The sequence below is a fragment of the Streptomyces sp. BE20 genome (genome assembly GCF_036322525.1).
In the GTDB taxonomy this organism is placed as follows: Bacteria; Actinomycetota; Actinomycetes; order Streptomycetales; family Streptomycetaceae; genus Kitasatospora.
In genome coordinates, this window is sequence record NZ_JAQYWW010000899.1 from 20061 (window position 1) to 45737 (window position 25677).

Annotated in this window: 18 protein-coding genes and 3 pseudogenes; 13 read left to right on the plus strand and 8 right to left on the minus strand. The window is 72.8% G+C overall.

Translation table 11 applies throughout. From position 1 onward, the window contains the following. The first annotated feature begins 112 nt into the window (after window positions 1–112). A complete protein-coding gene (locus tag PUR61_RS19315; protein ID WP_329880212.1) occupies window positions 113–586 on the plus strand; it encodes a hemerythrin domain-containing protein in 474 nt (157 codons plus the stop codon). A 97-nt stretch (window positions 587–683) separates the two neighbouring features. On the opposite strand, the gene PUR61_RS19320 is transcribed toward PUR61_RS19315, so the two are convergent. After that, on the minus strand, window positions 684–920 hold the full coding sequence (locus tag PUR61_RS19320) for a DUF6296 family protein (protein ID WP_329880214.1): 237 nt from the start codon (window positions 918–920) through the stop codon (window positions 684–686). Between the two features lie 480 nt (window positions 921–1400). Here PUR61_RS19320 and PUR61_RS19325 point away from each other — a divergent pair, with 480 nt between their 5' ends. Together PUR61_RS19325 and PUR61_RS45455 are read left to right on the plus strand one after the other, a co-directional pair. Beyond that, window positions 1401–2903: an FAD-dependent monooxygenase gene (locus PUR61_RS19325; RefSeq protein ID WP_329880215.1), complete on the plus strand. Its 1503-nt coding sequence runs from the start codon at window positions 1401–1403 to the stop codon at window positions 2901–2903. Between the two features lie 262 nt (window positions 2904–3165). Next, window positions 3166–3414 (plus strand): annotated as a pseudogene (locus PUR61_RS45455) (amidohydrolase family protein); the annotation flags it as partial. Window positions 3415–3603: 189 nt separating this feature from the next. Here PUR61_RS45455 and PUR61_RS19330 read toward each other — a convergent pair. The 3 genes from PUR61_RS19330 to PUR61_RS19340 all read right to left on the minus strand — a co-directional run bounded on the left by PUR61_RS19330 (window position 3604) and on the right by PUR61_RS19340 (window position 5357). Further along, a complete protein-coding gene (locus PUR61_RS19330; protein WP_329880217.1) occupies window positions 3604–4305 on the minus strand; it encodes a TetR/AcrR family transcriptional regulator in 702 nt (233 codons plus the stop codon). A gap of 229 nt (window positions 4306–4534) precedes the next feature. Then, window positions 4535–5092 (minus strand): type 1 glutamine amidotransferase domain-containing protein, encoded by a 558-nt coding sequence (locus tag PUR61_RS19335; RefSeq protein ID WP_329880218.1) that lies wholly within the window; start codon window positions 5090–5092, stop codon window positions 4535–4537. A gap of 43 nt (window positions 5093–5135) precedes the next feature. Continuing rightward, window positions 5136–5357 carry a DUF6479 family protein gene (locus tag PUR61_RS19340; RefSeq protein WP_329880219.1) on the minus strand — a complete coding sequence of 74 codons (222 nt, stop codon included), beginning with the start codon at window positions 5355–5357 and terminating at the stop codon, window positions 5136–5138. Between the two features lie 312 nt (window positions 5358–5669). Here PUR61_RS19340 and PUR61_RS19345 point away from each other — a divergent pair, with 312 nt between their 5' ends. Together PUR61_RS19345 and PUR61_RS19350 are read left to right on the plus strand one after the other, a co-directional pair. Next, window positions 5670–5930: a DUF4235 domain-containing protein gene (locus tag PUR61_RS19345; protein WP_329880220.1), complete on the plus strand. Its 261-nt coding sequence runs from the start codon at window positions 5670–5672 to the stop codon at window positions 5928–5930. 284 nt (window positions 5931–6214) lie between these two features. Continuing rightward, window positions 6215–6652 carry a hypothetical protein gene (locus PUR61_RS19350; protein WP_329880221.1) on the plus strand — a complete coding sequence of 146 codons (438 nt, stop codon included), beginning with the start codon at window positions 6215–6217 and terminating at the stop codon, window positions 6650–6652. Between the two features lie 327 nt (window positions 6653–6979). Here the strand turns inward: PUR61_RS19350 and PUR61_RS19355 are convergent, their stop codons facing one another. Then, complete coding sequence (locus PUR61_RS19355) at window positions 6980–8221, minus strand: hypothetical protein (RefSeq protein WP_443034522.1); 1242 nt, start codon at window positions 8219–8221, stop codon at window positions 6980–6982. Between the two features lie 436 nt (window positions 8222–8657). Next, window positions 8658–9065, minus strand: a pseudogene (locus PUR61_RS19360) (phosphotransferase); the annotation flags it as partial. Between the two features lie 78 nt (window positions 9066–9143). Between PUR61_RS19360 and PUR61_RS19365 the strand changes: the two are divergent. Further along, window positions 9144–10988 carry an amidohydrolase gene (locus PUR61_RS19365; RefSeq protein ID WP_443035198.1) on the plus strand — a complete coding sequence of 615 codons (1845 nt, stop codon included), beginning with the start codon at window positions 9144–9146 and terminating at the stop codon, window positions 10986–10988. A gap of 86 nt (window positions 10989–11074) precedes the next feature. Here the strand turns inward: PUR61_RS19365 and PUR61_RS19375 are convergent, their stop codons facing one another. Next, window positions 11075–13114, minus strand: coding sequence for a phosphocholine-specific phospholipase C (locus tag PUR61_RS19375; RefSeq protein ID WP_329880227.1), 2040 nt, complete (start codon window positions 13112–13114; stop codon window positions 11075–11077). A gap of 622 nt (window positions 13115–13736) precedes the next feature. Between PUR61_RS19375 and PUR61_RS19380 the strand changes: the two genes are divergently transcribed. Next, window positions 13737–16637, plus strand: coding sequence for a glycosyl hydrolase family 95 catalytic domain-containing protein (locus PUR61_RS19380; protein WP_329880228.1), 2901 nt, complete (start codon window positions 13737–13739; stop codon window positions 16635–16637). Window positions 16638–17239: 602 nt separating this feature from the next. Here the strand turns inward: PUR61_RS19380 and PUR61_RS19385 are convergent. Then, the gene (locus PUR61_RS19385) at window positions 17240–18220 is read right to left on the minus strand and encodes a LacI family DNA-binding transcriptional regulator (protein ID WP_443035199.1); all 981 of its coding nucleotides are present in this window, start codon (window positions 18218–18220) and stop codon (window positions 17240–17242) included. A gap of 528 nt (window positions 18221–18748) precedes the next feature. Between PUR61_RS19385 and PUR61_RS19390 the strand changes: the two genes are divergently transcribed. The 6 genes and pseudogenes from PUR61_RS19390 to PUR61_RS19415 form a co-directional block, all read left to right on the plus strand. Next, entirely contained in the window at window positions 18749–20089 is a 1341-nt protein-coding gene (locus PUR61_RS19390) for an ABC transporter substrate-binding protein (RefSeq protein WP_329880232.1), read from the plus strand. Then, window positions 20086–21084, plus strand: a complete 999-nt coding sequence (locus PUR61_RS19395; RefSeq protein ID WP_329880233.1) for a carbohydrate ABC transporter permease — start codon at window positions 20086–20088, stop codon at window positions 21082–21084. Before PUR61_RS19390 ends, PUR61_RS19395 begins: the two co-directional genes overlap by 4 nt. 4 nt (window positions 21085–21088) lie before the next feature. Further along, window positions 21089–21985 (plus strand): carbohydrate ABC transporter permease, encoded by an 897-nt coding sequence (locus tag PUR61_RS19400; RefSeq protein WP_329880235.1) that lies wholly within the window; start codon window positions 21089–21091, stop codon window positions 21983–21985. Between the two features lie 98 nt (window positions 21986–22083). Beyond that, window positions 22084–24624: an RICIN domain-containing protein gene (locus tag PUR61_RS19405; RefSeq protein ID WP_329880237.1), complete on the plus strand. Its 2541-nt coding sequence runs from the start codon at window positions 22084–22086 to the stop codon at window positions 24622–24624. Between the two features lie 279 nt (window positions 24625–24903). After that, the gene (locus tag PUR61_RS19410) at window positions 24904–25323 is read left to right on the plus strand and encodes a hypothetical protein (RefSeq protein ID WP_329880239.1); all 420 of its coding nucleotides are present in this window, start codon (window positions 24904–24906) and stop codon (window positions 25321–25323) included. A 149-nt stretch (window positions 25324–25472) separates the two neighbouring features. Then, a pseudogene (locus tag PUR61_RS19415) lies at window positions 25473–25589 on the plus strand (RICIN domain-containing protein); the annotation flags it as partial. Window positions 25590–25677: the final 88 nt, after the last annotated feature.

Below are 25677 nucleotides of genomic sequence, written 5' to 3' on the forward strand. Positions count from 1 at the left end.
ACGGCCGTTCGGATGCAGGGCCGGGTGACGCGCAGAGGTGGGCGGGGATGGCTTCGAGGCTCAGGGGTATGTGTGCGGGGCCCTTTGTCGCACATCTGCAGGAGGTCGGAGCGTGGACGCGATCGTGTTGCTCAAGGACGATCACAAGGCCGTGGAGAAGCTGTTCAAGGCGTTCGAGAAGGCCGGTGACGGCGCCTACGCGGAGAAGCGCCGGATCGCCGATCAGGTCATCGAGGAGCTGACGGTTCACGCGGTCATCGAGGAGAAGGTGTTCTACCCGGCCGCCCGCGAGGCCGCCCCGGAGACGAAGGACCACGTGCTGGAGAGCGTGGAGGAGCACCACGTGGTGGTGTGGATGCTCTCCGAACTGGCCGGTCTGGACCCGAAGGACGAGCGGTTCGACGCGAAGATGACCGTGCTGATCGAGAACGTGCGCCACCACGTCGAGGAGGAGGAGAAGGAGTGGTTCCCCGAGGTCAGGAAGGCCATGGGCCGGAACCGACTGGTGGAGCTCGGCGAGCAGTTGGAAGAGGCGAAGAAGACCGCTACCCGGGACCCGTTGAAGGTGCCCTCCGCCGCGGCGTAGCCCGCGCTCCGTGGCGGTCCCGAGGGCGGTGACCGGACCGGGGCGGGAGTCCGGCGGACTCCCGCCCCGGTCGCGCGGCCGGGGGCGGCAGGCGCCCTCAGGCGAGGCCGACGAGTGACGTGATCCGCAGACCGGGCGAGCACCGGAGCACGCGGTGGTCGCCGCCACAGGTGATCTCGACCTCCAGGCCGCCGTCGCCGTCGATATAGACACGGTGCCCCGCCGGTCCGGTCCTGGCGCTGGCCGTCACGACGGCGCAGCGGACCGCGCCGGCCGGGTCCCGCAGGCTCGCCAGGTAGGCGGCGGTGACGGTGACGCCTGCCACGGTGGTCATGCGACCGGGTGGTCGAGCCGGAGGAACCGGCCCAGGGCTCGTGGCGTTCCGCTGTCGGTGTCGGACATGACGACCACCTCTCAGTGTCGAAGCTCCGTGCGTCGCACGCACCCCACCACCCTGCCTCCTGCCGGCGCGAGACGCGCGACAACCCGTGCGGGGCTCGGCTGCTCGGAGGACGTCGTGCGCGAGCCTGCTGCCGACCGGAACACGGCCACCGCCCTCCCGCTCCCGCGTCCGCAGAGCGGGTAGCCGCCGGAGCGGGCGCTCCGCACGCCGGTCTTGCCCCGTCCTCCATAAATGGCACGTTGTATCCGAAAGGTGTTTCGGTAGCGCCGTAGCCGATAGCCGATACCCGGCGACCGGACTCCCGGACGCCCGTCCGGTGTGGACGCGCGGTCCGGTCCTACGGACCCCGACACGACCCCGGCACCGGACCCCGCCGCCCTGCCCGGCAAGATCAACGTGAGGCCGACCACCATGACAGCACCCCACGACACCGATGTCCTCGTCGCCGGAGCCGGACCCACCGGCTCCACCCTGGCGGCCGACCTGCTGCGGCGCGGTGTTCGCGTCCGCGTCATCGACAAAGCGACACGCGCCTTCCAGGGCTCCCGCGCCAAGGGGATCCAGCCCCGCACCCAGGAAGTGTTAGAAGACCTCGGCGTCCTCCACGAAGCACACGCCGAAGGCGGCCCCTACCCGCTCGCGGGACTCCACCTCGGGCCGTTCACCGCGCCGTGGCGGATGCAGCAGCGGAACAGACCGACCCCGGACGTGCCGTACCCGAACATCCTCCTGCTGCCGCAGCACCGCACCGACGCCATCCTGCACCGGCTGCTCGAACGCCACGGGCTGCGCATCGAGTACGGGGCCGCCCTGGAGACCTTCGAGCAGGACGCCGACGGCGTGACGGCGACGCTCTCCACCGGCGAGCGGGTGCGCACCGGGTACCTCGTCGGCGCCGACGGCGGCGCGAGCGCCGTCCGGGCGGCGACCGGTCTCGGCTTCGTCGGGGAGACCGACGACTCCGACAAGACCCTCATCATCGACGGCACGATCGACGGGCTCTCCCGCGACCGGTGGCACATGTGGCCCGGCGCGTCCGCCGGAGCGTGCCCGCTGCCGCACTCCGACCAGTTCCAGGTGATGATCCGCCTGAAGCCGGGCGAGGCGCCGGATCTCGACCACGCCGCCCTGACCGGCCGGTTCCACGCCCTCACCGGCCTCAAGCTCCGCGACATCACCTGGACCTCGGTGTTCCGGCCCAACGTCCGGCTCGTCGAGCGCTACCGCGCGGGCCGGGTCCTCCTGGCGGGCGACGCCGCCCACGTGCACACGCCCGCCGGCGCCCAGGGCCTCAACACGGGGGTGCAGGACGCCTACAACCTGGGCTGGAAGCTCGGGCAGGTGATCGCCGGCTCGCCGGACCACCTGCTCGACAGCTACGAGGCCGAACGGCTCCCGATCGCCGCAGGCGTCCTCGGCAGGTCCAGCGAGCTCTACCGGAGCCTCGGCCGGCACCGGGTCGCGGGCCTGAAGCGCGGAGACGAGGAACGGCAGCTCCGACTCACCTACGCCGGCGGCCCGCTCGCCGCCGGCGACGCCCCGGCCACCAGGACCCTGCGCGCGGGCGACCGGGCGCCCGACGCGCCGTGCGCCGCGCCCGGCACCAGCCGCCTGTTCGACGTCTTCCGGGGACCGCACTTCACGCTGCTGGCCTTCGGCCCCGGCGCCACAGCGGCCCTGCCCGGCCTGACCTGGCCGGCCGAGGGGGCCGAACTCCACCGCTACGCCGTCCGCGACGGGCGCGGGATCGACCGTGGCCACCTCACCGACGCCAGCGGCCGGCTGTCCGGCATCTACGGCGTCGACGGCGACGCGCTGATCCTCGTCCGGCCGGACGGTTACGTCGCCGCCGTCATCACGTCCGACTGGTCGGCCTCCTTCGCCACCGCGACCGCGGCCTACACCCCGCGATGACCCGGCAGGCCGTCCGGCGCCGCACGACGCGGTCCGGGCGCCCGCGGTCGGTCCGCGCGCCGCCGAAGACGCGCCGCGGACGACACCCCCCATGATCTCGATGTACCCGGCGCGGACCTGCTGGACGGCGCGCCCACGGTCGACAAACGGATGGTCGTCTTCTCCGACGGCGACCACGGCGTCTACAACCACCGGCCCGACCGCGACACGCTCATCGCCGACCGGGGCCCGCTGTCGGCTACATCGCCGGGCGGTACCGGGCATGCGCCTGATGATCGACCACCTCGCCGTCCACCCGTTCGAGCGGCTGCCCGCCGCGGCGGCCCACCTCGACACCCTCCTCGCCCTCGCGCGCCACCCCGGCAGCGGGGTGAAGGCAACGGGCGTACCGGGCATGGCGACGGATCCCTACCCCTTCACCAGCGCCCACGGCGTACTGCGGCAGGTCTTCGACGCGTTCGGTGCCGAGCGGTTGTTCTGGGGTACCGACATCACGCGTCCGTGGTGCTCGCGGCGGGAGGCGGCGACGATGATCACCGAGGAACCGCCCTGGCTGCGGGGCCGCGACCTCGAACTCTCATGGGCCGCGCCGTGGCCGACCGGATCGGCTGCAGCCGACCGGCGGAACGGCCGTCAACGAGGCCGTCAACGAGGCCGTCAACCCGGGCGTAGGCGACGTGCGTCAGCGCCGCGAAGGGGGTCAGGGCCCCGAGGCCTCGCCCGGCTCAGACTCCGGCTCCGGCTCCGGCTCCGGCACTGGCTTCGGCTCCTGCGACGAGTCGAGCCTGGCCCGTTCCAGCCCGGCGAGGAGCAGGTCCAGACCGAACCGGAACTCCTCGTGGAGCGGGACCGAGGTCAGCTCCCCGGCCGCAGCCTTCGTGGCCGGATAGCTCTCCGGGTCGAGCGAGTCGTAGTACTCCCGCAGGTGCGACCGGTCGTCGGCGCCGGGAGCCCCGGGGCCGTGTTGCTGGATGGCGAAGCCGATCACGTAGTGGCCGATGGCCGTGAAGGCACGGGCTGCCAGACCGACCGGGAACCCGTGGCCCAGGAACAACGTGAGGAGGCCCTCCCTGGCACGGAGACCGTTGGGACCGACGGGAACCCGGGCCGCCAGCAGGGGCAACGCGTCGGGGTGCCGGCACAGAGTGCCGTACAGGGCCTCGGCCGAGACGGTGGCGGCTTCCTGCCAGGGCAGGCCGGCGAGGTCTCCGGGCGGGACGCGGACCTCGCCCAGGATCCTGTCGGCGACGAGGGCGAGGAGTTCGTCCTTGCCGCTGAAATGCCGGTAGAGCGTCGCCGTACCGGATCCCAGCGAGTCGGCGACCATACGCAGCGTCAGGGCCTGGATCCCGACCTCGTCGATCAGCTTCAGGGCCGCGTCGACGAACTGCCCGACCTCCATCGGGGGGCGACCGCGCCGGTATTCCGGGGCCGGCGCCCGGCCCGCCCACCAGGCAGGACTTCCCGGGAGCGGCTTGACCTTCGACGCCATGAAGCAGTGGCCCTCTCGGCGGAGCTTTGCTGAAGAGTTTCGGACTTATCGTATCCGTTTTCGACATCGGGGCGGCGAAGGAACCCGTACGGGCGCGGACGGCCCGTCCGGGCCCGTACGGATCGGCTGCGGGCTCGCCTCAGTGCTGTGCGTTCTCCAACGCGGCGTCGATGCCGCGCAGGAACGCGTCGAGGTCGTCCGGGTTGCGGGAGGTCACCAGCCGCCAGCCGCCGGCGTCGTCCTCGACGAGCGGCTGGTCGGTCCAGGTCGCGCCGGCGTTGCCGAGGTCGGTGCGCAGCGAGGGGTACGACGTGAGGGTCTTGCCGTCGGCCACCCCGGCCTCGGCGAGCAGCCAGGGGCCGTGGCAGATCGCGGCGATCGGACGGCCGGAGCCGGCGAAGGCGCGGACCAGGTCGACGGCCTCCTTCTCCAGCCGGAGCGTGTCGGCGTTGATCGTGCCGCCGGGGACGACCAGCAGGTCGTAGTCGTCGGCGTTCGCCTCGGCGAGGGTGTGGGTCGGTTGCACGGTCTCGCCGGGGTCCTTGTCCCCGACCAGGGTGCGGATGCCGTCCCGGGAGACGGCGGCGATGTCGGTCCGGACGCCGATGTCGCGCAGGTGCCGTACGGGGACGAGGAGTTCGTCCTGCTCGACGCCGTAGTCGGTCACGATCGCGAGTGCTCTGGCGGTGCGGGTCATGGTCTCCTCCAGTTCAGGGGCCGGAAGTCAGTGTCGTGCGGCCTCACGCCTGTCCGCCCCGGGGCCGGCGCCGGCCGGAGTGCCGGCCCGGCCCCCGGGAGGCCTGGTTGGTGTAGGGCGGCGGCCTGCGTCGCTTCTGCCGGCGGACGCCCAGCAGGACGGCGCCGACCAGGGCGCCGCCGATGGCCGGCACAACCAGGACCAGCAGGATTCCGGACACGGCCGAGCCCGCTGCGGACGCTTGGTGGGCATCGTCGTCACGCACTGCGGGTGCCCGTGATCCTTCCGGGTACACGCGGCCGGGGTGTGGCGGCGGGGTGGTGGTGAGCCGCCGGGGTGGCGACCTCGGCCGGAGGCGAGCGAACCCGGCACCGGAGGGTTGGGAGGTACAAGGCGGGAAAGACGCCTGCGCATGGCACTCCTCCTCGGGTACGGGGACGGGGACGGCAGCGCGGGGGACGGGAGGGAGCCGTACGCCCGGCCCGGCCCCGTTCCACCCACGCCCGGCCAGGCGGGCGAAAGCGCCGGGCGGGCGCGGTCACGTGCAGCCCGGTCCGGCACGATCGAGGAGAGTGTGATGATCAAGATTCTCTACAAGCCGTTCGGCCTGCTCGCCGGCGCTCTCGGCGGAGTGCTGGCCGGGGCCCTCTTCCGGCGGCTCTGGAAGCTGGTCGGAGGCGAGGACGACGCCCCCAGCCCGACGGACGAGGACCGGAGCTGGCGCGGGGTGCTGACCGCGGCCGCGCTGCAGGGCGCGGTCTTCGCGCTCGTGAAGGCGGCGGTCGACCGCGGGGGAGCCGTGGGCGTCCGCCGGCTGACCGGAACCTGGCCCGACTGAGAGGCGGCCCGCGCGCGCATAGCGAGGCCCGAGCGGCGCAGGTGCCCGGCCCCGAGGGGGCGGCGGTCCGCACCGGGCCGATTGGTCGGCCCGCGGCGCGTTTGCCGGGCTCACATCCGGTCAGACGGACGGCAGACCCGCGGAACGACGGAGGGAATCGGCATGAAGACCGGTGTGAACGGGGGCCGCACGACGGGCTTCCGACCGACGGGGCGGCCCGTCCCCGAGCAGGCGACGGCGACCGCCGGGACCGATACCGACGCGATCAAGGAGTGTGCGCACCGATGACCCGCGAGCACAGCAACGAGAAGACGGTCCTCCCCACTGCGGCGGACCTCTCGACCCGGATGGCCGACACCCGCGAGCGGCTCACCGACGTCGTCGACGTCGTGGTGGCGAAGGCGGACGTGGGTGCCCGGGCACGGGACGCCGCCGCACACGCCAGGGAGAGCATCGGCCACACGGCCGACCAGGCCCTGCACGCCGTGGTGGAGCAGATCGGCGAGGTCGCCGACAGTCTGCGCGCCGGGGGCGCGCAGATGAAGGAGCACACCGCCGGTCTCACCGACTCGGCCGGCGAGGTGTTCGAACGGCTCTCGGAGCCCTCGACCCGCGGACGGGCCCTGAAGGACTTCCGGTACAGCGGTCCGGTGCTCGCCGCGGTGGGGGGTGCCCTGCTCGCCACGGCTGTGATCGTCACCGTGCGCCGCCGCCGTAGGTGAGGTGACCCACCGCCGGTCGGACGTCCGTCGGCATGCGGGGCCGACACCGGACACCCGGTGTCGGCCCCGCATCATGTCGTCACGGCGGTCCGCCCGGACCGGAGCTCCCCGGTCCGGGGCCGGGCGGCACCTGGGGGGCGGCGCTCAACGCCACGCCCCACTTGTCCGCCGCGAGCCGGAACCGGAAGCGGAAGGGAACGACCGCAGGGAAGGGCGCCGGGATCGCCGGGACCGGCAACGTGACGACCGGGCGTGCGACGCTCTGGAAGCCCCGACGTCACGCGGTAGTTGTCGGGACACGCCTCTCGTCGTCCCAGCCGTCGGCCGTCAGCCGTCGGCCGGTTCCGGGAGGACGGCGACGGAGAGCGGAAGGTGGCCGACCGGGAGGCGGGTGGTCCGGCCGGTGGCGGTGTCGACGAGGGTGAGGCCGTTCCAGCCGCCCTCGCGGGTGAAGCCGCCGGCGACGTACGCGGTGCGACCGTCCGGCGAGAGGGTGACGGTCTCGTGCGGGCCGTCGAGGGGGAGGACGCGTTCCGTGCCGTCCGGGGAGCGGATGGTGAGGGAGGGGCCGGCGTCCGTGGCGGGGTCGATCGGCCCGGTGCCGACGACGTAGAGGGTGCCGTCGGGGGCGATGGTGGCGCCGTGCTGGTGGGTGTTGGCGGTCATCGGCTCGACGGTGGTGCGGCCGGTGGACGGGTCGACGACGGCGAGGCGCTCGCCTTCGAAGGGAAGCAGCAACGCGCCGTCGGTCGGGCGGACGGCGGCGTAGTGGGGCTTGAGCCAGGAGCCGAGGCCGCCCTCGGTGCCGTACGGGGCGACCTCGATGCGGCGGGTGTCCCAGGTGGCGGTGTCGACCGTCGTCACGTCGAAGGAGTCGTGGCCGGTGACGTAGACCTGGCGGCCGTCGGCGGAGACGTCCACGTCGAAGGGGCGGCGGCCGACCGGGACGACCTGGACGACGGCGCGGGTGGCCGTGTCGACGACCTCCAGGGTGCCGTTCCCCCCGGGCACGTTGACACCGACGTAGAGCCGGCTGCCGTCCGGGGAGAGGACGAGGCCCATGCCGCCGCCCCGGTACTCGCCGGTCGCCACGGGGCCGGTCCGGGTCCTGTACGGGACCAGCGCGGTTCGCGTGCGGGTCCGGGTGTCGACGGCGGCGACGCCCTCGGCGGTGGCTACCCAGGCGGTGCCGTCGGGTGCGACGGCGAGGGTGTAGGGGCTGGTACCCACCTGGACGGAGCCCAGATCCGCTGTGCGGCCGGTGCGGGACGCGTCGACGAACGTGACGGTGTCCGCACCGAAGTCGGTGACCAGGAGGACGGGGGCCGGCCGGTCCGGCGAGCCGGAGGGCGCGGTGGGGGTGGGCGCCACTGCGGTCGCCTGCGGGTTCGGGTTCAGGGTCGGGTCGGCGGCCGGCGGTGCGGGCGGGGCGTGTCCGCAGGCGGCGAGCAGCACGAGGGCCGACGCCGCGCCCGCGGCGGCCCGGGCCAGGGCGGCCCGAACGGCCACCTCCGATCCTCGACGGAATCGCCGGTCCGATCGGCCGGTGACAGGGGGGCGGTCGGTCATCGAGGGTTCCTCCACGAAGGGGCCGGCGGTCGGCGCCGGCGGGCCGCGGTGCCTTCCAGCCTGCGCCCTCGGGCCCCGGCGGGGGATCGGCGGCCCGGCCCGTCCGACGGCGCCGTTCGGTGGACGGCGGGGTCAACCGATCGGTTGACCCAGGTCGGTACCCGCCGCCACCAGGGAGGCGGGCCGCGGATGTGCCCGCGCACCACGGCTTCGGGCGGAGCCGACGGCGCCGGTCGGTGGACGGCGGGGTCAACCTGGATTCCCTGACAGCCCCGGCAAACCTGCGGGGCTGTCAGTGGTGGCTGTCCGTCCGGCGGTCAGGAACGTCCGAGGGATCGGTAGGTCCATCCGGAGGCCCTCCAGCGAGAGGGATCGAGGATGCCGCGGCCGGGCGAAGCGCGTCGGTGGCATCGGCCGCCGGGTCGTGCTCACCGGGCCGGCGGACCGTTGCGAGGAGTCGTCGCAGTGCAGCGTGGGCCGGTGGGGCCCAGGTGGCCTTGCCGCCTGGGCGGCCGTGGACGCCGGCCTCTCCGATGAGGAGGCAGGCGAGGGCGCGCCACACCGCCCAGCCGCGGGCGCGACGCAAGGTCGCGGCGCCCGGGGTCGGCCGGTACCCCGCGAAGAACCTGTCGATGGCGCCGTCCGGCAGCAGGATCCACGCCGCGGCGAGGTCGAAGGCCGGATCACCCGCGAAGAGGTCGCCGAAATCGATCACTCCGCAGAACGTGCCGTCTGCGGTGAGAACGTTGGCCGGGTGCAGGTCGCCATGGAGCCACAGTGCGGGGCCCGCCCAGGCGGACGCGGCCACGGCGTCTTCCCAGAGCGCGCGGAGGCCGTCCGGGTCGGTCGGATCGGCGTTCGCACCGGCAGCAGGGAGCGGCTCACCGCCCAGCGCGACCGCACCGAGGAAGGGTTGACCTCCATGACCGGAACCACCGCCACCGTCTTCCGCAACGTCCGTCCGTACGGCGCCGATCGCGCCGTCGACCTGTTCGCCGCCGACGGTCTGCTGGTCGACCGCCTGCCGGCCGGCGCGGACCTGCTCGTCGTGGAGGGCGAGGGGCGGATCGCCCTGCCCACGCTGGTGGACGCCCACATTCACCCGGACAAGACGGCCTGGGGCGAGCCCTGGTACAGCCGGCGCCCGGCCGACTCGCTCCCCGAGTACGTCGGTGGCGACGTCGACCTCTACCGCCGTCAGCACACCCCGCTCGCCGCGCGCGCCCAGCGGCTGCTGGCCCACGCCGTGGCCTGCGGCACGCGCGCGGTCCGGGCCCACGTGGACGTCGCCCCCGCCTACGGGCTGGACGGGGTGACCGGGCTGGCCGAGGCGCGGGAGCGGTTGGCTTCGGCGCTGGACGTCCAGCTGGTGGCCTTCCCGCAGCACGGCGTCCGCCGCACCCCCGGCACGGCGGAGCTGCTGGCCGAGGCGGCGGCGAGCGGACTGATCGACGCGGTCGGCGGAATCGACCCCGCCGGCTTCGACGGAGGGCCGGACGGCGAGGGTCCCGCCCAGCTCGACCTGGTCTTCGACCTGGCCGAACGCCACGGCCTGCACGTGGACGTGCACCTGCACGACCGTGGCGAGCGGGGCCTCGGCCCGCTGCGTGACATCCTCGCGCGCACCCGGGCCGCGGGTCTGGCCGGCCGGGTCGTGGTCAGCCACGCCTTCTGCGTCCCGGAGCTCGCCGGCGAGTGGCTCGCCGAACTCGCCGACGAACTGGCGGAGGCCGGCGTCGGCCTCACCACCGTCGCCCCCTCGGCCCACCAGGTACTGCCGTTCCGCGAGCTGCAGTCGCGCGGCGTGCGCGTCGGCCTGGGGTCCGACGGCGTGCGGGACTCCTGGAGCCCGTACGGCAACGCCGACATGCTGCACCGCGCCCACCTGCTCGGCTGGACCACCGGTGCCCGCACCGACGAGGAGCTGAGCGACTGCTTCGCCCTGGCCGCCGACGGCGGCGCCGACCTGCTCGACCTCCCGCGCGCCACGCTCCGGCCGGGTTCCCCGGCCGACTTCATGCTGCTCCCCGGCGAATGCCTTCCGCAGATCGTGGTCGACCTGCCCCGCGTGACGTCGTCGTCCACGCCGGCCGCGTGGTCGCCCGCGACGGCCGCTTCCACGGCTGACACCCGCCAGGGGTGGGCGACCTCGCCCAGCCCGGCTGCGGGCTGCTTGACGTCGGGTGCGGGGCGTCCGGCCCGCGGGTCGGATCGACGTCGGCCGGGCTGGGCCCGGAACCGGTCCGCGCTGCGGTGGGCCGGAAGTCCGCCATCGCTTCGTCGGGAGCCCGGCAACCGGCGATCCACGCCGCGGGAGCGTGACGTGGATCACGGCGCGGTGTCACGGTGCGGCGTCACGACGCGCCGTGCGGACCGCCCTCCCGCGACCGTAGGCGGGCCGGACCGACGGCAGGTGCATCAGCACCTGGGCGGCCGGCGGAAGGAGGGCGATCGTCAGGTCGACGACGGGCCGCGGTCCGTGGGCGTCGATCGTCAGCACCACCGTCACGGCGATCAGCGGGAGCGAGAGGGCGGCGAGGACGTCCAGCACACCGCGCGCACGACGGCCTCCGTGAACGGCGCGGCGGACCGTCACGCCCGACGCGGCCAGCACCCCGATCGCCGGAAGCAGGAGGACGACGTCGCCGGGCTCCGGCCCTGCGGGAATCCGGAGGGAGAACTCGGACAGCAGCATCAGACCCGCGACGAGCAGGAAGAGGGACCAGAGGACCGATGCGTAGCGCAGGGGAAGGGGCATGTGACCTGAATCCGGTGGAGGTGACGGCAGGTGGAGGATCCGGGCGGGAGGACGACGCGCGGGCCGGGTGCCGGCCCGCGCGCCGAACCCCCGGCCTACCGCGGGCCGCCCCCGGGGGTGCCGCCGGCGGCCGGATCGGTGATGCTCTCGGCTCCGTTCTCCACGTGCCCGGCGAACCGGCGCAGGAAGCCGTCGGCGGTGTCGGCGGTGGCGGTGAGGTCGTACCACCAGCTGCTGTCGGTGATCGTCCAGGAGTTCCGCACGGTCGCGGAGGCGGGCAGGTGGAACGTCCAGGGACCGTCCGTACGGTAGGCGCCGGCCGTCACCGTGACGGTGCACGGGGCGGCGCCGCTGTTGGTCATGGTGAGCGTGAGGCGGCCGTTCGGGACGTCGGCCTCCGCGGTGACTTCCGGGTTGGCGTGCCCGGCGGTGGTGGCGGAGAGACGGTTGCCGCGGAAGCGTCGGTGCAGGCCGTTCGGACCGTAGAGGGAGAGGTCGTAGGAGCCGGCCGGCGTGCCCTTGACGAAGTGGTCGGTCAGGCTCTTGCCCGCCTCCACCGTGTGTCGCCAGGGCCCGTCCGTCCGGAAGGCGTTGGCGTAGAGGTGGACGCACTGCCCGGCGGTGCCGCTGTTCACCATGTCGATCCAGAAGGCCTCCGGGGTGACTCGCCCTGAGGCCTCGAAGGCGTACGGCAGGGCCCGGGCCCTGCGGTGCCCGGCCTCCTGCACCGGGAGGGTCTGCACGGGGGGCACCCTCGGCGCGGGGAGGCGGCGGCACTGTGCGGCGGCTTGCGCGGGGTTGCCGCCGGTGTCCGGGAGGTCCGGCCAGTCACTCCGCGGGGTGGTGAAGTCGAAGGCGGACCGGAGGTCCCCGGTGACCGCCCTGCGCCAGGGGCTGATGTTCGGCTCGGCCACACCGAACACCTCGGAGCAGAAGCGGATGACGGAGGTGTGGTCGAAGACCTCGGAACAGACGTACCCCCCGCGGGTCCACGGGGAGACGACGATCAGCGGTACGCGGAAGCCCAGCCCGATCGGCTTCCCGCCGCTGATCTCCCCGGCGGTGGTGACCGTGGACAGCCCGTCGGCCTCGGAGGTCGGCGGCATGGGCGGTGGCACGTGGTCGAAGAAGCCGCCGTTCTCGTCGTAGTTGAGGATGAACACGGTCTTGGCCCGGACGGCCGGGTTGGCGGCGAGTGCGGCGAGTAACCGCGCCGTGAGGTTCTCGCCGTCGGCGGGACGGTGGTTCGCGTGCTCGGACAGGGGCTCCGGGGCGACGATCCAGCTGACCTGCGGCAGCGTGTCCCGCGCGACGTCGTCGCCGAAGGCCGACACGAGGTCCGCGACGGTGGCGATCCCCTTGTCGTGGAGGGGCCGACCGGGGCCGGACTGCTTGAAGGCCGCGAACCAGGCGAGCGCGTTGTCGTCGAAGTTGTCGGTCTCCTGGTAGACCTTCCAGCTGACGCCGGCCGACTCCAGGCGTTCGGCATAGGTGGTCCAGCCGAACCCCGACTCCGGACACGTGTTGTCCATGACCGCAGCCTCACCCACCGAGAGGCCGTTGCTGCCGGTGAAGGCGTGCAGCCGGTTGGGGTTGGTCTGGGTCAGGGTGGACTGGAAGTAGTGGTCGCAGATGGTGAAGTTGTCGGCGAGCCGGTAGTAGAAGTCCAGGTCCGGGCGGGTGAAGTAGCCCATCCCGAGACCCGGGTCCCTGGCCGTGTTCCACCGGTCGTACCGTCCGCCGTTCCAGACGGCGAGGTCGACCGGCCAGCTCATGGCCGGTGCGTCCGCGCACGTGGCGGAGGTGGTCGTGGTGTCCATCCGGAAGGGCAGGATGGATCCGGTGCCACCGGACGCGGGCTGGTGCCACACCGGCTCGCCGGTCGGGAGCTTCACCGCGTTGCGGTCGCCGAAGCCGCGGACCCCGCTGAGGGAACCGAAGTAGTGATCGAAGGCCCGGTTCTCCTGCATGAAGATCACCACGTGCTTGACGTCGGCGATCGTGCCGGTGCCCGACGGTGCCGGGGCGGCCGTCGCCCTGCGCGGCGCGGCCGGCAGGGCTGCCGCGCCGGCCACGGCGGCGGCGCTGCCGAGGAGGGCGCGCCGACTGACACCGGGTCTGGATTCGTCGTTCATGAGGGGGGAATTCCTTTGTGGCTGAAAGGGGTGTGGGGGATGCGGCGCAAGGTGACGTCGGGGTGGGTCACTTCGCCGTGATCGAGGTGAACGGTCTCAGCACCGTCGAGGCGAAGGCGGCACGGTGGCTGCCGATGCGTGCGCGGGAGCGGGGTGGGGCTGCGCCATGGGATTCCTCTGGGGGGGGAGGGGGTTGCGATCCGGGCGGGATCGCGAACGTGTTGCGAGGCTCGCCGCGCGTTTCCCCGGCTCCGGCCCGTCCGACAGGCACGGGGGAGGGATCAAACAGGGGGTGACATAATTAAACGCGTTCAAACAGGCGAGGGCTCTCATGACATCGGAAGACCGGGGGAGGTGTCAAGCGTCCGCCGGGGGCTCCGGATCGGAGGCCGCAGGCGCGGTCGACCGGCCGTTGAGAACAATTGGCTTGTGGGGCAGAGGCCTTGACGCGGGCCGACTCGTCCTTGAAACTCGGCTGCAACCCGATGTTTACGCCAACATCTCACCGGGCGTGACTTCGTGCAGCACCGGACCACGGCGCCGAGCCGCCCGTGCGCACCGCAGGCGTTCCGCGCCTCCCCCTGCTGCTTCCTCCCCCCCACCCGGCCGATGGAGCCCTACCATGAGCCTGCCCGATCCCCCTCTGCGCCGCCGGCACTTCCTCGCCGGGGCCGCCGCCACCGCGGGCGCCGTCGTTCTGCCAGGAGGGTTCCGGTCGCCCCGGGCCGCGGCCGCCGTGCCGCCCCAGGTCACCCTCCCTCAGCGCGGGATCCACGACACCACGCCCGCCGCGGACTGGACCGACGGCTTCCTCACCGGCAACGGCGAGTACGGCGCGGTGCTCCACGGGACCCCCGCCCTGGAAAAGGTCGTCGTCAACCACCACCGCTTCGTCCTGCCCAACGGCACCCGCGCGGTCCAGCCCCCCGACCTCGCCGGACGGCTCCCCGCGGTGCAGGACAAGGCCCTGGCCGGCGACTACGCCGGCGCGGCCGGTGCCTTCGCCGGCGACTGGGCCCTGCGCTGGACCCAGACCTACCACCCCGGCTACGAACTCCACCTGAGCACACCGGAGATGAGCGGCGCCGCCGACTACGCACGGCTGACCGACTTCCGCACCGGCGAGGTCACCCACGCCTGGGCCGACGCGGCCGGCACCTGGAGGCGCCGTGCCTTCGTCTCCCGCGCGGACCGGGTCGTCGTCCACGAGCTGCTGCCCGCGACCGGCCGCACCGTCGCCACCGTGCTCGGCGTCCACACCGCCCTCGAAGGGGCGCCGAGCAGCGTCACCTTCCGTACCAGGGCGACGGTCGTCGGCCGGGACGGCTACCTCGGCCTCCGCGGCACCTACCCCGCCGGACAGGGAGCGTTCGGCTACGAGGGCGTCACCCGCGTCGTCGTCACCGGCGTCCGCGCGTCGGTCACCGTCGACGGCTCCACCCTGGTCGTCGCCGGGGCCGCCAAGGTCCTGCTCCTCACCAAGCTCGACCGGTACGAGACGCCGGGCGCCTGGGACGCCGAGCCGCTGCAGAAGGCGCTCGCCGCGCTGACGGCCGACTACGGCGCCCTGCTCGGCCGGCACCGGCCGCTGCACCGGGCGATGTTCGACGGTTCGAGTCTCGACCTCGGTGTTCCGGCCGCCGACCGCCGGCTGTCCACCGGCGAACTGATCGCCCGCCAGAACGGCAGCCGGTCGAGCCTCGACCTGGCACTCCTGGAGCGCATGTACGACTCCGGGCGCTACCTGTTCGTCAGCTCCAGCGGGATCCTCCCGCCGCGGCTCACCGGCATCTGGTCCGGCAGCTGGACCGGTGCCTGGGCCGACGACATCACCACGGACGCCAACGTCAACCTCCAGGTCGCCGGCGGCAACATCCTCAGCCACGGCGACGCGATGCAGGGCTACTTCGCCCTCGTCCTCGGCCAGCTCGCCGACTGGCGCGACAACGCCGCCAGGATCTACGGGGCCCGCGGGTTCCTCGCCCCCAGCCGCACCGACGGCGAGCACGGCCACATGCTCCACTTCAACGACGGCGACTTCCCCGGCCAGTGCTGGACCGGTGGCGCCGACTGGCTGCTCCACCCGCTGCTGGAGTACTACCAGGTCACCGGTGACACCGCGTTCCTCCGCGACAAGCTGGGCCCGGCCCTGATGGAACTCGCCCTGTTCTACGAGGACTTCCTGACCCGCACCGACGCGGGCGGGAAGAAGGTCTTCGTGCCGTCCTACTCGATGGAGAACGCGCCCGCCAGTACCGGGCAGATGCTGGCAATCAACGCCACCGGCGACATCGCGGCCGGACGCCACGCCCTCCGGGCGGCGGTCGACGCCGCGAACGCCCTCGGCGTCGAACAGGGGCCGGGCCGCGGCGTCGCGCGCTGGACCGCCCTACTGGCCCAACTGCCCGACTACACGGTCAACGGCGACGGCGCGCTCGCGGAATGGTCCTGGACCGGCCTGACCGACCGTTACAACCACCGGCACGTCCACCACCTGTACGGGGCCTGGCCCCTGCACGAGATCAACCCCGAGGAGGGTCCCGACCTGGTCCGCGCCGCCGGCCGGGCCCTGGACCTGCGCGGCGACGAGAACCTCTCCGCGCACGGGAGCCTCCACCGGGCGCTGGCCCGCGCCCGGCTCAAGGACGGTGCCGGCGTCCACGAGAACCTCCGGAAGATCCTCGGCAACGACATGGTCTTCCGCTCCCTGATGACCTCCCACAACCCCGGACTCACCACGTACAACGCCGACGCCGCCAACGCCCTGCCGGCCGTCCTCGCGGAAGCCCTGCTCCACACCCGCCCGGGCGTCCTGGAACTCCTGCCCGCCCTGCCCGCCCAACTCGCCAGGGGCACCGTCAAGGGCGTCCGCGGCCGCAACCGGGTCCTCGTCGAGAGCCTCGTCTGGGACACGACGGCCCGCACCGCCACCGTCACCGTGACCTCGGACCTCACCCAGGAGATCACCCTGATCTGCCGCCGGGGCATCACCTCGATCACCACCCGGGCCCCGGTCGCCGCCTCCCCGCTCGGCGCCCACGCCAGGAGGGTCACCCTGACCGCCGGCACCCGCACCCGGATCACCCTCGGTTTGCTCGCCGGCACCTACCGCCTGGTCAACCGGGCCAGTGGGAAGGTTCTCGACGTCCGCGACCATTCCACCGCCGACGGCGGAGGCGTCGTCCAGTGGCCCTGGAACGGCGGGGCCAACCAGCGGTGGGACCTCGAACCCGAGGCGGACGGCTCCTTCCGCCTGGTCAACGTCCACAGCGGCAAGGTCCTGGACAACCCCGGCGCCTCCACCGTCCCCGGCCAGGCCCTGGACCAGTGGACCAGTACCCGGAGCCCCAACCAGTGGTGGCGGATCGTCCCCGCCACGACCACCGGCCACGTCCACCTGGTCAACGTCTCCAGCGGCCTCTGTGTCGACGTGGAGACCGGCTCCACCGCCGACGGCGGCCGGATCGTCCAGCAGCCCGTCCGCGGCACGGCAGGCCAGGACTGGAAGCTGGAGACCGCCTGACCCGGCCCCACGAGCCCGACCCGCCTGGACCCGACCCCGGCCGTCGCCCCGCTCCGCGGACGTACCCCCCGGCGTCCGCGGAGCACCCGCCGGAGTACGCGGGTGCACGTCGCGACCCTGGCGGAGCGGTGCTGTCGTCACCTGGCCGTGGTGTTTGGCCGGGGAGGCTGCCGAGGACGGGCCGGCGACCGCCGAGGCGGCCCGCCACCTCGCCCGCTGTTCCCGGTGCGGCACGGCCTTGGCGGACCTGGCGGCCGTGCACCGCTGGGACGCCGACCACCTGCGGAGGGGCTGCTGATCCAGGTCGACCCCGCCGGCCGTCGAGGCGTAACCGCACCACCCGCGCCGGGGACGTCCGCCGTCCCGGTGCCGCTCGGCACCGGGACAGCGGACGTACGCCGCCGGGGCGTGGGAACGATGGCCGGCGCGCGGCCGGCGGTGGTGGTCCTCGCCCTGCCACCGGCGCCACCGGGGGAGAACTCGGCCCCGGATCCACCCACCGTGGGCACACCCACGGCCTCAGGCCCGACGCCGGCGGCAGGACGGCCGCTCCGGCCCTCGCCGCCGTCCGAGCGTGTAGGCCGCCGGGGCCGTCCCGGGTGCTACGGGCCGTCCGGGGCGGCGGGCGGACGCCCGGTGCTGGCCCGGATCACCAGTTCGGTGGGGAGCCAGGGCCGCTGCTGCCGGGTCGCCGTCGTGCCGCTGCGGAGCTGCTCGACCAGGACGCTGATGCATCGACGCCCGATGTCACCGAAGTTCACCCGGACGGTGGACAGCGGGGGGATGGTGTAGGCGGCCTCGGGGATGTCGTCGAAGCCGATCACGCTCACCTGCTCGGGTACCCGGCGGCCGGCCTCGTACAGGGCGCGCAGCAGGCCGACCGCCATCTGGTCGTTCGCCGCGTGCACCGCGGTGACCTCCGGGTCGGCGGCCAGCACGCGGCCCAGTTCGTAGCCGGACGCCGCGCTCCAGTCGCCGACCAGGGGGTCGGGGACCGGAGCGCCCGCCGCGACCAGGGCGGCCAGCCACCCTTCGCGGCGCTGTTCGGCGGCGATCCAGCCGCTCGGACCGGCGAGGTGGTGGACGGTCCGGTGCCCGAGGTGCAGGAGCTGCTCGGTCGCGCGCCGTGACCCCTCGACCTGGTCCGCCGCGATGACGGGGACGAGCGGATCGAGCGAGTCGTCGACGGCGACGACCGGCACCTTGCGGGGGAGGTCGAGCAGGGCCTTCGCGATGTCGCGGTGCGGGGCGATGGTGATCAGCCCGTCGACCGAGCGTTCCAGCAGTCGGGTCGCGGCGTCCCGTACCGGCATGTGTCCCAGTGAGCGCATCGGTGCGACGCTCACCGTGTATCCGACCTCCTGCGCGGCGAAGGCGATGCCCTGGACCACGTTCGCGGGGCCGAAGTCGGCCACGTCGTAGGCGATCACCCCGATGTTGCGGGTCTGGCCGGTGGTGAGCGTCCGGGCGGCCTGGTTCGGCAGGTAGCCCAGCTCCGCCACGGCGGCGAGCACGCGGTTCCTGGTCTCCGGGCGTACCGCCGGGCTGTCGTTGAGCACGCGCGAGACCGTCTGTTTCGACACGCCCGCTACCCGGGCGACATCGCGCATGACGGCGCCACCTGGCTGATCGATGTCGGCCGGTCCGCTCTGCCCCATGCTGTCTACTCCTCGTCCGCGCCTGCCGGAGCGAGCCTGCCGACATGAACCAGGATGTTACCGGTACCACTCGGCGCGTCAAGCCCGCCCCGGTAGACCGTGGATCGACCCGGGGCCGGCCGTCGTCCGGCGGGTCCGTCGGTCGGTTGCCCGGAGCTGCCCCGATCGGTCGGGGGAGGGAAGCCGTTCAGGTCTGCACCGCTCTCCGAACGGCTGTGTTCGGTTCCGGAGGTGTTTCCACCGTGTGGCTTCCACATGTTCTGCCCAAAGCGTTGACAGTGAAAATGTTCCCGGTAACACTCAGCCCACCACCGCATTCGGCCGCCGGTTCCACCCCCGCCGCGGCCCGGTCTCCCCCCCTTGCGCATCCTCCCGGCACGACAGTGGCGCGGCCCCGTTCACCGGGGCTGCCGCCGCGCGACGTGAGCGGGCAGTCCAGAGAGGAACAGCTCCATGTTCACCAACCGTCCGCATCCGAAGAACCCTCGTCCCCGTGCGCTCGCCGTGGCGCTGAGCGCCGTGACGGCGGTCTCGGCCCTTGCCGCGTGCACCGGTGCCGGCAGCAGCGGCGGTGCCGGGAATGCCGATGCCACCCTCACCGTCTGGACGGACGACACGCGTCAGCCGGCCGTGGAGGCCTACGTCAAGGCCCACCCGCAGGCGCGGGTCAAGGTGGTGCTCACCAGCTACAAGCCCGGCGAGGTCGCGCAGAAGATCGCCCTCGCCGACCGGGCCGGCAAGGGGTGGCCGGACGTCGTGTTCCTGGGCTCCCCCTCGGACGTCTCGGCGCTGGCGGCCGCCCCGCTGCGCTTCGCCCAGCCGCTGGACGAACTGGTGCCGGAGCAGACCCGCAAGCAGTTCGCCAAGGGGACGCTGGAGGGCTGCACCTACGACGGGAAGGTGTTCTGCCTCGCCAACGACACCGCGCCGGTGGTGCTCTGGACCAACGAGACGCTGATGAAGCAGTTCGGCTACAGCGTGCCGACGACCTGGGCCGAGTACCAGGAACTCGGGGTCAGGCTCGGCAAGGAGCACCCGGGATACCTGATCGGCGGGATCAACGACGTCTCGGGCTACGGCGCGTTCTTCGGGGGATCGGGGTGTCCCGACCGGGAGACCACCGGCCCCACCGACATCAGGATCGACCTCACGGACCGGCGGTGCACCCGGGTCGCGGAACTCCTCCAGCCCCTGGTCGAGAACGGGACCGTCACCGCCACCAGCCCCTGGGACCCGACGTTCACCGAGGAGGTCGGCAAGAAGAACGCGATCCTCATGTACCCGGCGGCCGGCTGGTTCGGCGAGTACGGCTTCAAGGGCTCGTACAAGATTCCCGACGGCCAGCTGGCCGCGCACCCCGTGCCGACCTGGGCGGGTGACAGCGTGGCCACCACGGGCGCCATGGGCGGCGGACTCTGGGTGGTGTCCCGGCACAGCCCGAACGTCAAGGGCGCCGCCGAGATCGCCACCTGGCTGACCACCAGCGACGCCGCGGACGGCATCGTGGCCGCGTCCGCCCTGCCCGCCCACACGCCCACGGCGCAGAAGTGGTGTGCGGCCCGGGCCGCCGACCGGTTCTACGCCGCGGACCCCTGCCCGACGATGCTCGACGCGGCCGGAAGGATCGCCGAGAACTACGACTACATCCGCTTCGAGGGGCAGTTCGCCGACTCCTACGCGCAGACCTTCGTCGCGACGGCGAGCAAGAAGGGCGACCTGGCGGGCGCGCTGCCGGTGTGGCAGAAGCAGCTGGTGCAGGCCGCCGAGAACGCCGGCTACAAGGTCTCCCGTTGAGCCGGACCACACCGACCGCAAGGACCACGCCGGCCGAGCGGACCACGCCGGGCGTGCGGACCACGCCGAGCGTGCCGACCGCAAGGACCAAGCCGCCCGTGCGGCCCGGCCGCCGGGGCCGCCGGGGCCGCTGGACGGGCCCGCTGTTCGTCGGCCCGTACCTGCTGTTCCTGATCGCCTTCGGCCTCCTCCCGGTGGGATACGGCCTGTGGACCACCTTCGTGGTCTCCGACCCCTACGGCGGGGAGCGCACCGGGACCGACAACTGGACCAGGGTCGCGTCCGACTACCGGCTCGGGCCGGCCGTCGAACACATCGCGCTCTACCTCGCCATCTGGCTCCCGCTGCTGCTGCTGACGGTCGTCTCGCTCAGCCTCCTGCTGCACGCGCGCAAGGGGCGGTTCGCCGGGGTGATGCGCCTGGCGTACTACCTGCCCGGCGCCGTGACGGGGTCGGCCGCGGCGATGATGTGGATCTTCATGATCAGCCCGCAGTACAGCCCCGCGGCGCCGCTGCTCCGGGCCCTGGGATTCGACTCCAGCGCGGAACTCCTCGGCGGGCCCTGGCTCCCGGTGGTCCTCTCGGCGGTCGCGGTCGAGGCGGGCGCCGGCGGCTGGATCGTGATCCTCTACGGGGCTCTCCAGTCCATCCCGGACGAGGTGATCGAGGCGGCCAGGATGGACGGCGCCAACGGCTGGCAGCAGGCCGTCCACATCAAGCTGCCGATCGTCCGCAAGTACCTCGCGTTCATCCTCATCACCAGCTTCGCCGGGGGGACGCAACTCTTCGTCGAGCCGCAGATGCTGTCGCTGGTCTCGAAGGGAGTCATCAGCGCCACGTGGTCGCCCAACCAGCTCGCCTACGTCTACGCCAGCGGTGAGCTCTCCTTCGGCCGGGCCTCCGTGCTGTCCGTCCTGCTCCTGGCCGTCGGCCTGGGCGCGGCACTGATCGTCATCTACCGCACCAAGTTCTACGAGACCGACGCCCGGAGGTAGTCCCATGATCCCGATACCCCCGCGGCGGCACCGGGCGCGCGCACGGGCCGGTGCCTGGACGCGTGACGCGCTCCTGCTCACGGCCGCCGCCGTCTTCCTCGCACCGGTCGTCTGGCTCGTCCTGGTCCCGACCAGGACCGAGGAGTCGATCCGCGACGGATTCCCCTTCTCCATCGGTTCGCCGGCCAACATCGGGCGGGCCTGGGAGAACCTGTACGCCTTCAACGACGGCATCGTCCTGCGGTGGATCGGCAACTCGCTGCTCTACTCGTCGTCCGGCGTGGCCCTGAGCCTGGTGCTCTGCATCACGGCCGGCTACGGGATGGCGAAGTTCCTGTTCATCGGCCGGAAGACACTGCTGATCTCGACGCTGATCGCCATGATCGTGCCGACCTCCGCCACCGTCCTCCCGCTGTACGTCGAACTCGCCGCGGTCGACCTCACCGGGACGGCCCTCTCCGTGATCCTGCCCCTGGCCTTCTACCCGTGGGGCGTCTACCTGGCCTACACCTTCTTCTCCAGCAGCCTGCCGGACTCCCTCCTGGAGGCGGCCCGGGTGGACGGCGCCTCCGAGGTGAGGATCTTCTTCTCCGTCGCGCTGCCGCTCGCCCGGCCGCTGGTCGCGCTGATCGGCTTCTTCGGCTTCGTCTCGGCCTGGACGAACTTCATGCTGCCCTACCTCATGCTCGGCGACACCGACGACTACCCCCTCCCCCTGGGGCTGAGCGTCCTGCCGATGGAGAACATCGTCTCGGGCAACCCCAACTTCTCCAACATCGACATCGGACTGCCGGAGGCGGCGCTGGCCGGCGTCCTCTCCGTGCTGCCGATCCTGCTGATGTTCCTGCTCGCCCAGCGCCACCTCACCTCGGCGCAGCTCGCCGGGTCCGAGAAGGGCTGAGGCGCCCCCACCCCCCACACGCTCCAACTCCCCACCCACCCCCCACACGCTCCACCTCCCCACCCACCCCCACCTCCTGAGTCGTGAGGAGTTCGACGATGAACTACCTGTCCACCAGACCGCGCCGTACCCGAGGGCGCCCCGCAGGTCCGCCCGCCCGGGCGGTCTCCGCCCTGATCACGCTGCTGATCGCGACGGCCGGCCTCGCGCCGGTCCCCGCCGCCGCGGCGGCACCCACCGTCCGCCACGTGGCGACGACGGGCGACGACAACGCGCCCGGTACGGCGGCAGCGCCGCTCCGCACCATCCAGCGGTGCGCCGACCTCGCGGTCGCCGGCGACACCTGCCTGATCGGAGCCGGGACCTACCGGGAGACGGTCACCCCGAAGGCGTCCGGCAGCGCGGGTGCGCCCATCACCTTCACGGCGGCCCCCGGCGCCCGGGTGACCGTGGACGGGACGGACCCGGTCGGCGGCTGGGTCCGCGACACCGGACAGATCTACAAGGCGCCGGTGAAGCTCGCCGGCACCCCCGCCGCGCCCTACGGCTCCACCAAGTACCCGGCCAACGCGGACCTCTGGGCCAACCAGGTCTTCACGGGAGGGTCCCTGGTGCCCGAGGCGGCGTACCCGGCGGCCACCAGCGACCCGTGGCAGCAGTCCTTCATCACGGGGGGCTGGAAGTCCACCCGTTCCGGATCCCCCGACCACTGTCCCACGCCCCCCTGCACCGCCATGCTGACGGGCACGCTGACGTACGACCAGTTCCCCGCGCTGGGCGACATGACCGGGGCGACGGTCTACCTGGCGGGAGGGTGGGTGGCGAACTCGGCGTCCGTCACCGGCGGCACGCTGGACGGCGGTAACAAGGTGCTCCAGCTGCGGTTCCCCGCGAGCGACTTGCACGTCGAGCCGGGCGGTGGGAACTCGTCGAAGTTCCGCCTCGTCGGCAAGAAGTCCCTGCTGCGGGGCCCGAACGCCTGGTACTACGACCCGGCCGGGCAGCAGCTCTACCTCTGGGCGCCCAACGGCGCCGCACCCGAGGGCGTGACGGCCAAGCGCCGCAACTACGGGTTCGACCTCAACGGGCGCAGCCACATCACCGTCCGCGACATCGGGCTGCACGCCACCACGGTGACGACCGACGACAGGAGCAGCCAGAACGTCCTCGACGGCATCACCGCCCAGTACACCTCCACCTGGCAGACCACCCAGTTCGACAGCAGCCTGCCCTACGCCGGCATCTACGACGCCAACCACCACTCCGACAGCGGCATCCTGCTGCACGGCACCGGGAACGTGATCCGCAACAGCGTGCTGCGCCTCTCGATGGGCAACGGCATCTCGATCCGGGGCAGCGGCCACGTCGTGACCAACAACCTGATCCGCGACGTCGCCTACGGGGGCACCTACACCGCGGCGGTGGCGCTGGAGGTCGGCAGCAAGGACGTGACGATCACGCACAACACCATGCGCAGCACGGGGCGTGACGTGATCAACATGAACACCAACGCCTATCCCAACGACGGCTACCGCAACATCCGCATCGCCTACAACGAGATGACCGACTACGCGAAGATCAACTACGACCTGGGGGCCGTGTACACCTGCTGCAACACGGCCTACACCGGCACCAGGATCGACCACAACTGGATCCACGACCCGGCCCAGATCGGAAACGGGTTCCACTTCGACAACGGCAGCTACGACCTGAACGTCGACCACAACGTCATCTGGAACCTGCGCGGTGGAACGGGCGTCTCCTTCGGCGGCTTCGAAGACTCGGGCAAGGACCTGCCCTACCTGACGGGTGCCTTCACCGCCAACACCATCGTGTCCGCCAACAAGTCCACGATCTTCCACTACTACGCCAAGCCGTCCCGCGTGGCCAACAACGTCCTGCGGAACAACATCCTCGACGGCAAGCACGATGACGGGAAGCCGTACGACCACATCGACGGCGGTACTCCGAACCAGAGCAACAACCTGATCACCACCCGGAGCAAGGACGGCGGTCTGCCCGACCCGAAGTACCGCGGCGCCAACACCGGTGACTTCACCCTCACGCCTTCCTCGCCGGCGGTCGACGCGGGTGTGCCGGTGGCCGGTGTCACCGACGGCCACACCGGGGCGGCCCCGGACCAGGGCGCGTACGAGACGGGGCAGGCGGCCTGGGTGCCCGGGTGCACCCTCGACGGGTGCGGCGCGGCGGTCGGCAAGCCCGCGGTACTGGTCAGTGCCAAGAGCGGCAAGGCCGTGGGGCTCCAGGGGGCCGGGGCCGCCCGGTCCGCCGTCCAGCAGACGCTGGGGGTGGCCGCCGGCCAGCAGTTCACCGTGACACCGGTCGGAGGCGGTGAGGTCAAGCTGGTCGACCGCGAGGCCGGCCAGTGCCTGACCCCGGCCGGCGGATCCAGCGCCGACGGGACCCCCGTCCGGTCCGCGCCGTGCGGCGGCGACACGGCCCAGATCTGGACGGTGGCCGACACCGTCCTCGGCTTCCGGCGCCTGGTCTCCAGGGCCGGCGGCAAGTGCCTGGACGTCGAGGGCGGTTCGACCGCCGACGCCGCCCGGCTGATCCTGTGGCCGTGCGGACCGCAGGCCAACCAGCAGTGGACGGTGGCCAACGTCTCCACCGGGTGACGTACGTCCCGGTCGCGGTGGTGCCCGGCCCGCGGGCCGGGCACCACCTTGGGTTCCAGGAGTCGTTGCCACACCCCGGTTCAGGGGATCGCATTGGACGTCGAGATCCGTAAGGACCGGATGGTTCAGGGGCCGGTGAAGCTGAGCCGGGAGCGAGCGGCATGCTCCCGGCTCCTGGAGCAGGGCTACAGCCTCGGGGTAAGGGAGCACCCACCTCCGGCAGCACCAGCAGAGGTTACACAGCGCCGGTATCGGCCAGAGACAGAGGAGGTGGCACCGGTGACGGAGCGAATCGAGCTCACAGCGGTAGTCGAGGCGACACCGTTGTCCCAGCAAGGCGCATCTGAGGAACACGAACCGGAGCCCGGCGGCCGGTCCGACCTCCCGGCCGCGCCCACCGAGCCGCCCCCGGCGGCACCGGCGGCACCGGCCGAGGCGAAGGCCGGGCCGGTCCCCCGGGGACAGGTCGCCGGCAAGGAAAAGGTGCAGCCGTACATCACTACGGCGGTGGCGGAGGCCGCCCGCAACGCAGTGGTGGCAACGACCCCGTACGAGGGGGGATACCAGTCCCTGAGCGATCTGATCGAAGACGCCATCGTGGAGAAGGTGGCGAAGCTGCAGAGGACGTTCAACGAGGGAAATCCGTTCCCCGAGCGGCCCAGAAAGCGGATTCGTACGGGCCGACCTCTGGGCCGGTAGGTAGCACCATGGCCAGAGGGGCGCCCCTGCCACCGCCCGTCTCGAAGAACTCCTGCGGCCCGGCCGCCCTGACCGAGACCGCCTCCGGCCGTTGAACCCGGCAGAGCGCCCCGGACCGGGGCGCGTACGGGACGGGGCAGGCGGCCGGCGGCAAGTGCCTGGACGTCGAGGGCGGTTCGACCGCCGACGGCGCCCGGCTGATCCTGTGGCCGTGCGGACCGCAGGCCAACCAGCGGTGGACGGTGGCCAGCGTCTCCACCGGGTGACGGACGTCCCGGTCGCAGTGGTGCCCCCGCCGCGGGCCGCGCCCCCCGCCGTAACCCCGCCGGCCGGGGGGCGGCCCCCCCCCAGACC

Bases quoted from the DNA above. Each gene is read 5' to 3' on its own strand.
- PUR61_RS19320 (WP_329880214.1), bottom strand. From the start codon at position 920: ATGACCACCGTGGCAGGCGTCACCGTCACCGCCGCCTACCTGGCGAGC.
- PUR61_RS19325 (WP_329880215.1), top strand. From the start codon at position 1,401: ATGACAGCACCCCACGACACCGATGTCCTCGTCGCCGGAGCCGGACCC.
- PUR61_RS19330 (WP_329880217.1), bottom strand. From the start codon at position 4,305: ATGGAGGTCGGGCAGTTCGTCGACGCGGCCCTGAAGCTGATCGACGAG.
- PUR61_RS19335 (WP_329880218.1), bottom strand. From the start codon at position 5,092: ATGACCCGCACCGCCAGAGCACTCGCGATCGTGACCGACTACGGCGTC.
- PUR61_RS19345 (WP_329880220.1), top strand. From the start codon at position 5,670: ATGATCAAGATTCTCTACAAGCCGTTCGGCCTGCTCGCCGGCGCTCTC.
- PUR61_RS19350 (WP_329880221.1), top strand. From the start codon at position 6,215: ATGACCCGCGAGCACAGCAACGAGAAGACGGTCCTCCCCACTGCGGCG.
- PUR61_RS19355 (WP_443034522.1), bottom strand. From the start codon at position 8,221: ATGACCGACCGCCCCCCTGTCACCGGCCGATCGGACCGGCGATTCCGT.
- PUR61_RS19365 (WP_443035198.1), top strand. From the start codon at position 9,144: ATGACCGGAACCACCGCCACCGTCTTCCGCAACGTCCGTCCGTACGGC.
- PUR61_RS19375 (WP_329880227.1), bottom strand. From the start codon at position 13,114: ATGAACGACGAATCCAGACCCGGTGTCAGTCGGCGCGCCCTCCTCGGC.
- PUR61_RS19380 (WP_329880228.1), top strand. From the start codon at position 13,737: ATGAGCCTGCCCGATCCCCCTCTGCGCCGCCGGCACTTCCTCGCCGGG.
- PUR61_RS19390 (WP_329880232.1), top strand. From the start codon at position 18,749: ATGTTCACCAACCGTCCGCATCCGAAGAACCCTCGTCCCCGTGCGCTC.
- PUR61_RS19400 (WP_329880235.1), top strand. From the start codon at position 21,089: ATGATCCCGATACCCCCGCGGCGGCACCGGGCGCGCGCACGGGCCGGT.
- PUR61_RS19405 (WP_329880237.1), top strand. From the start codon at position 22,084: ATGAACTACCTGTCCACCAGACCGCGCCGTACCCGAGGGCGCCCCGCA.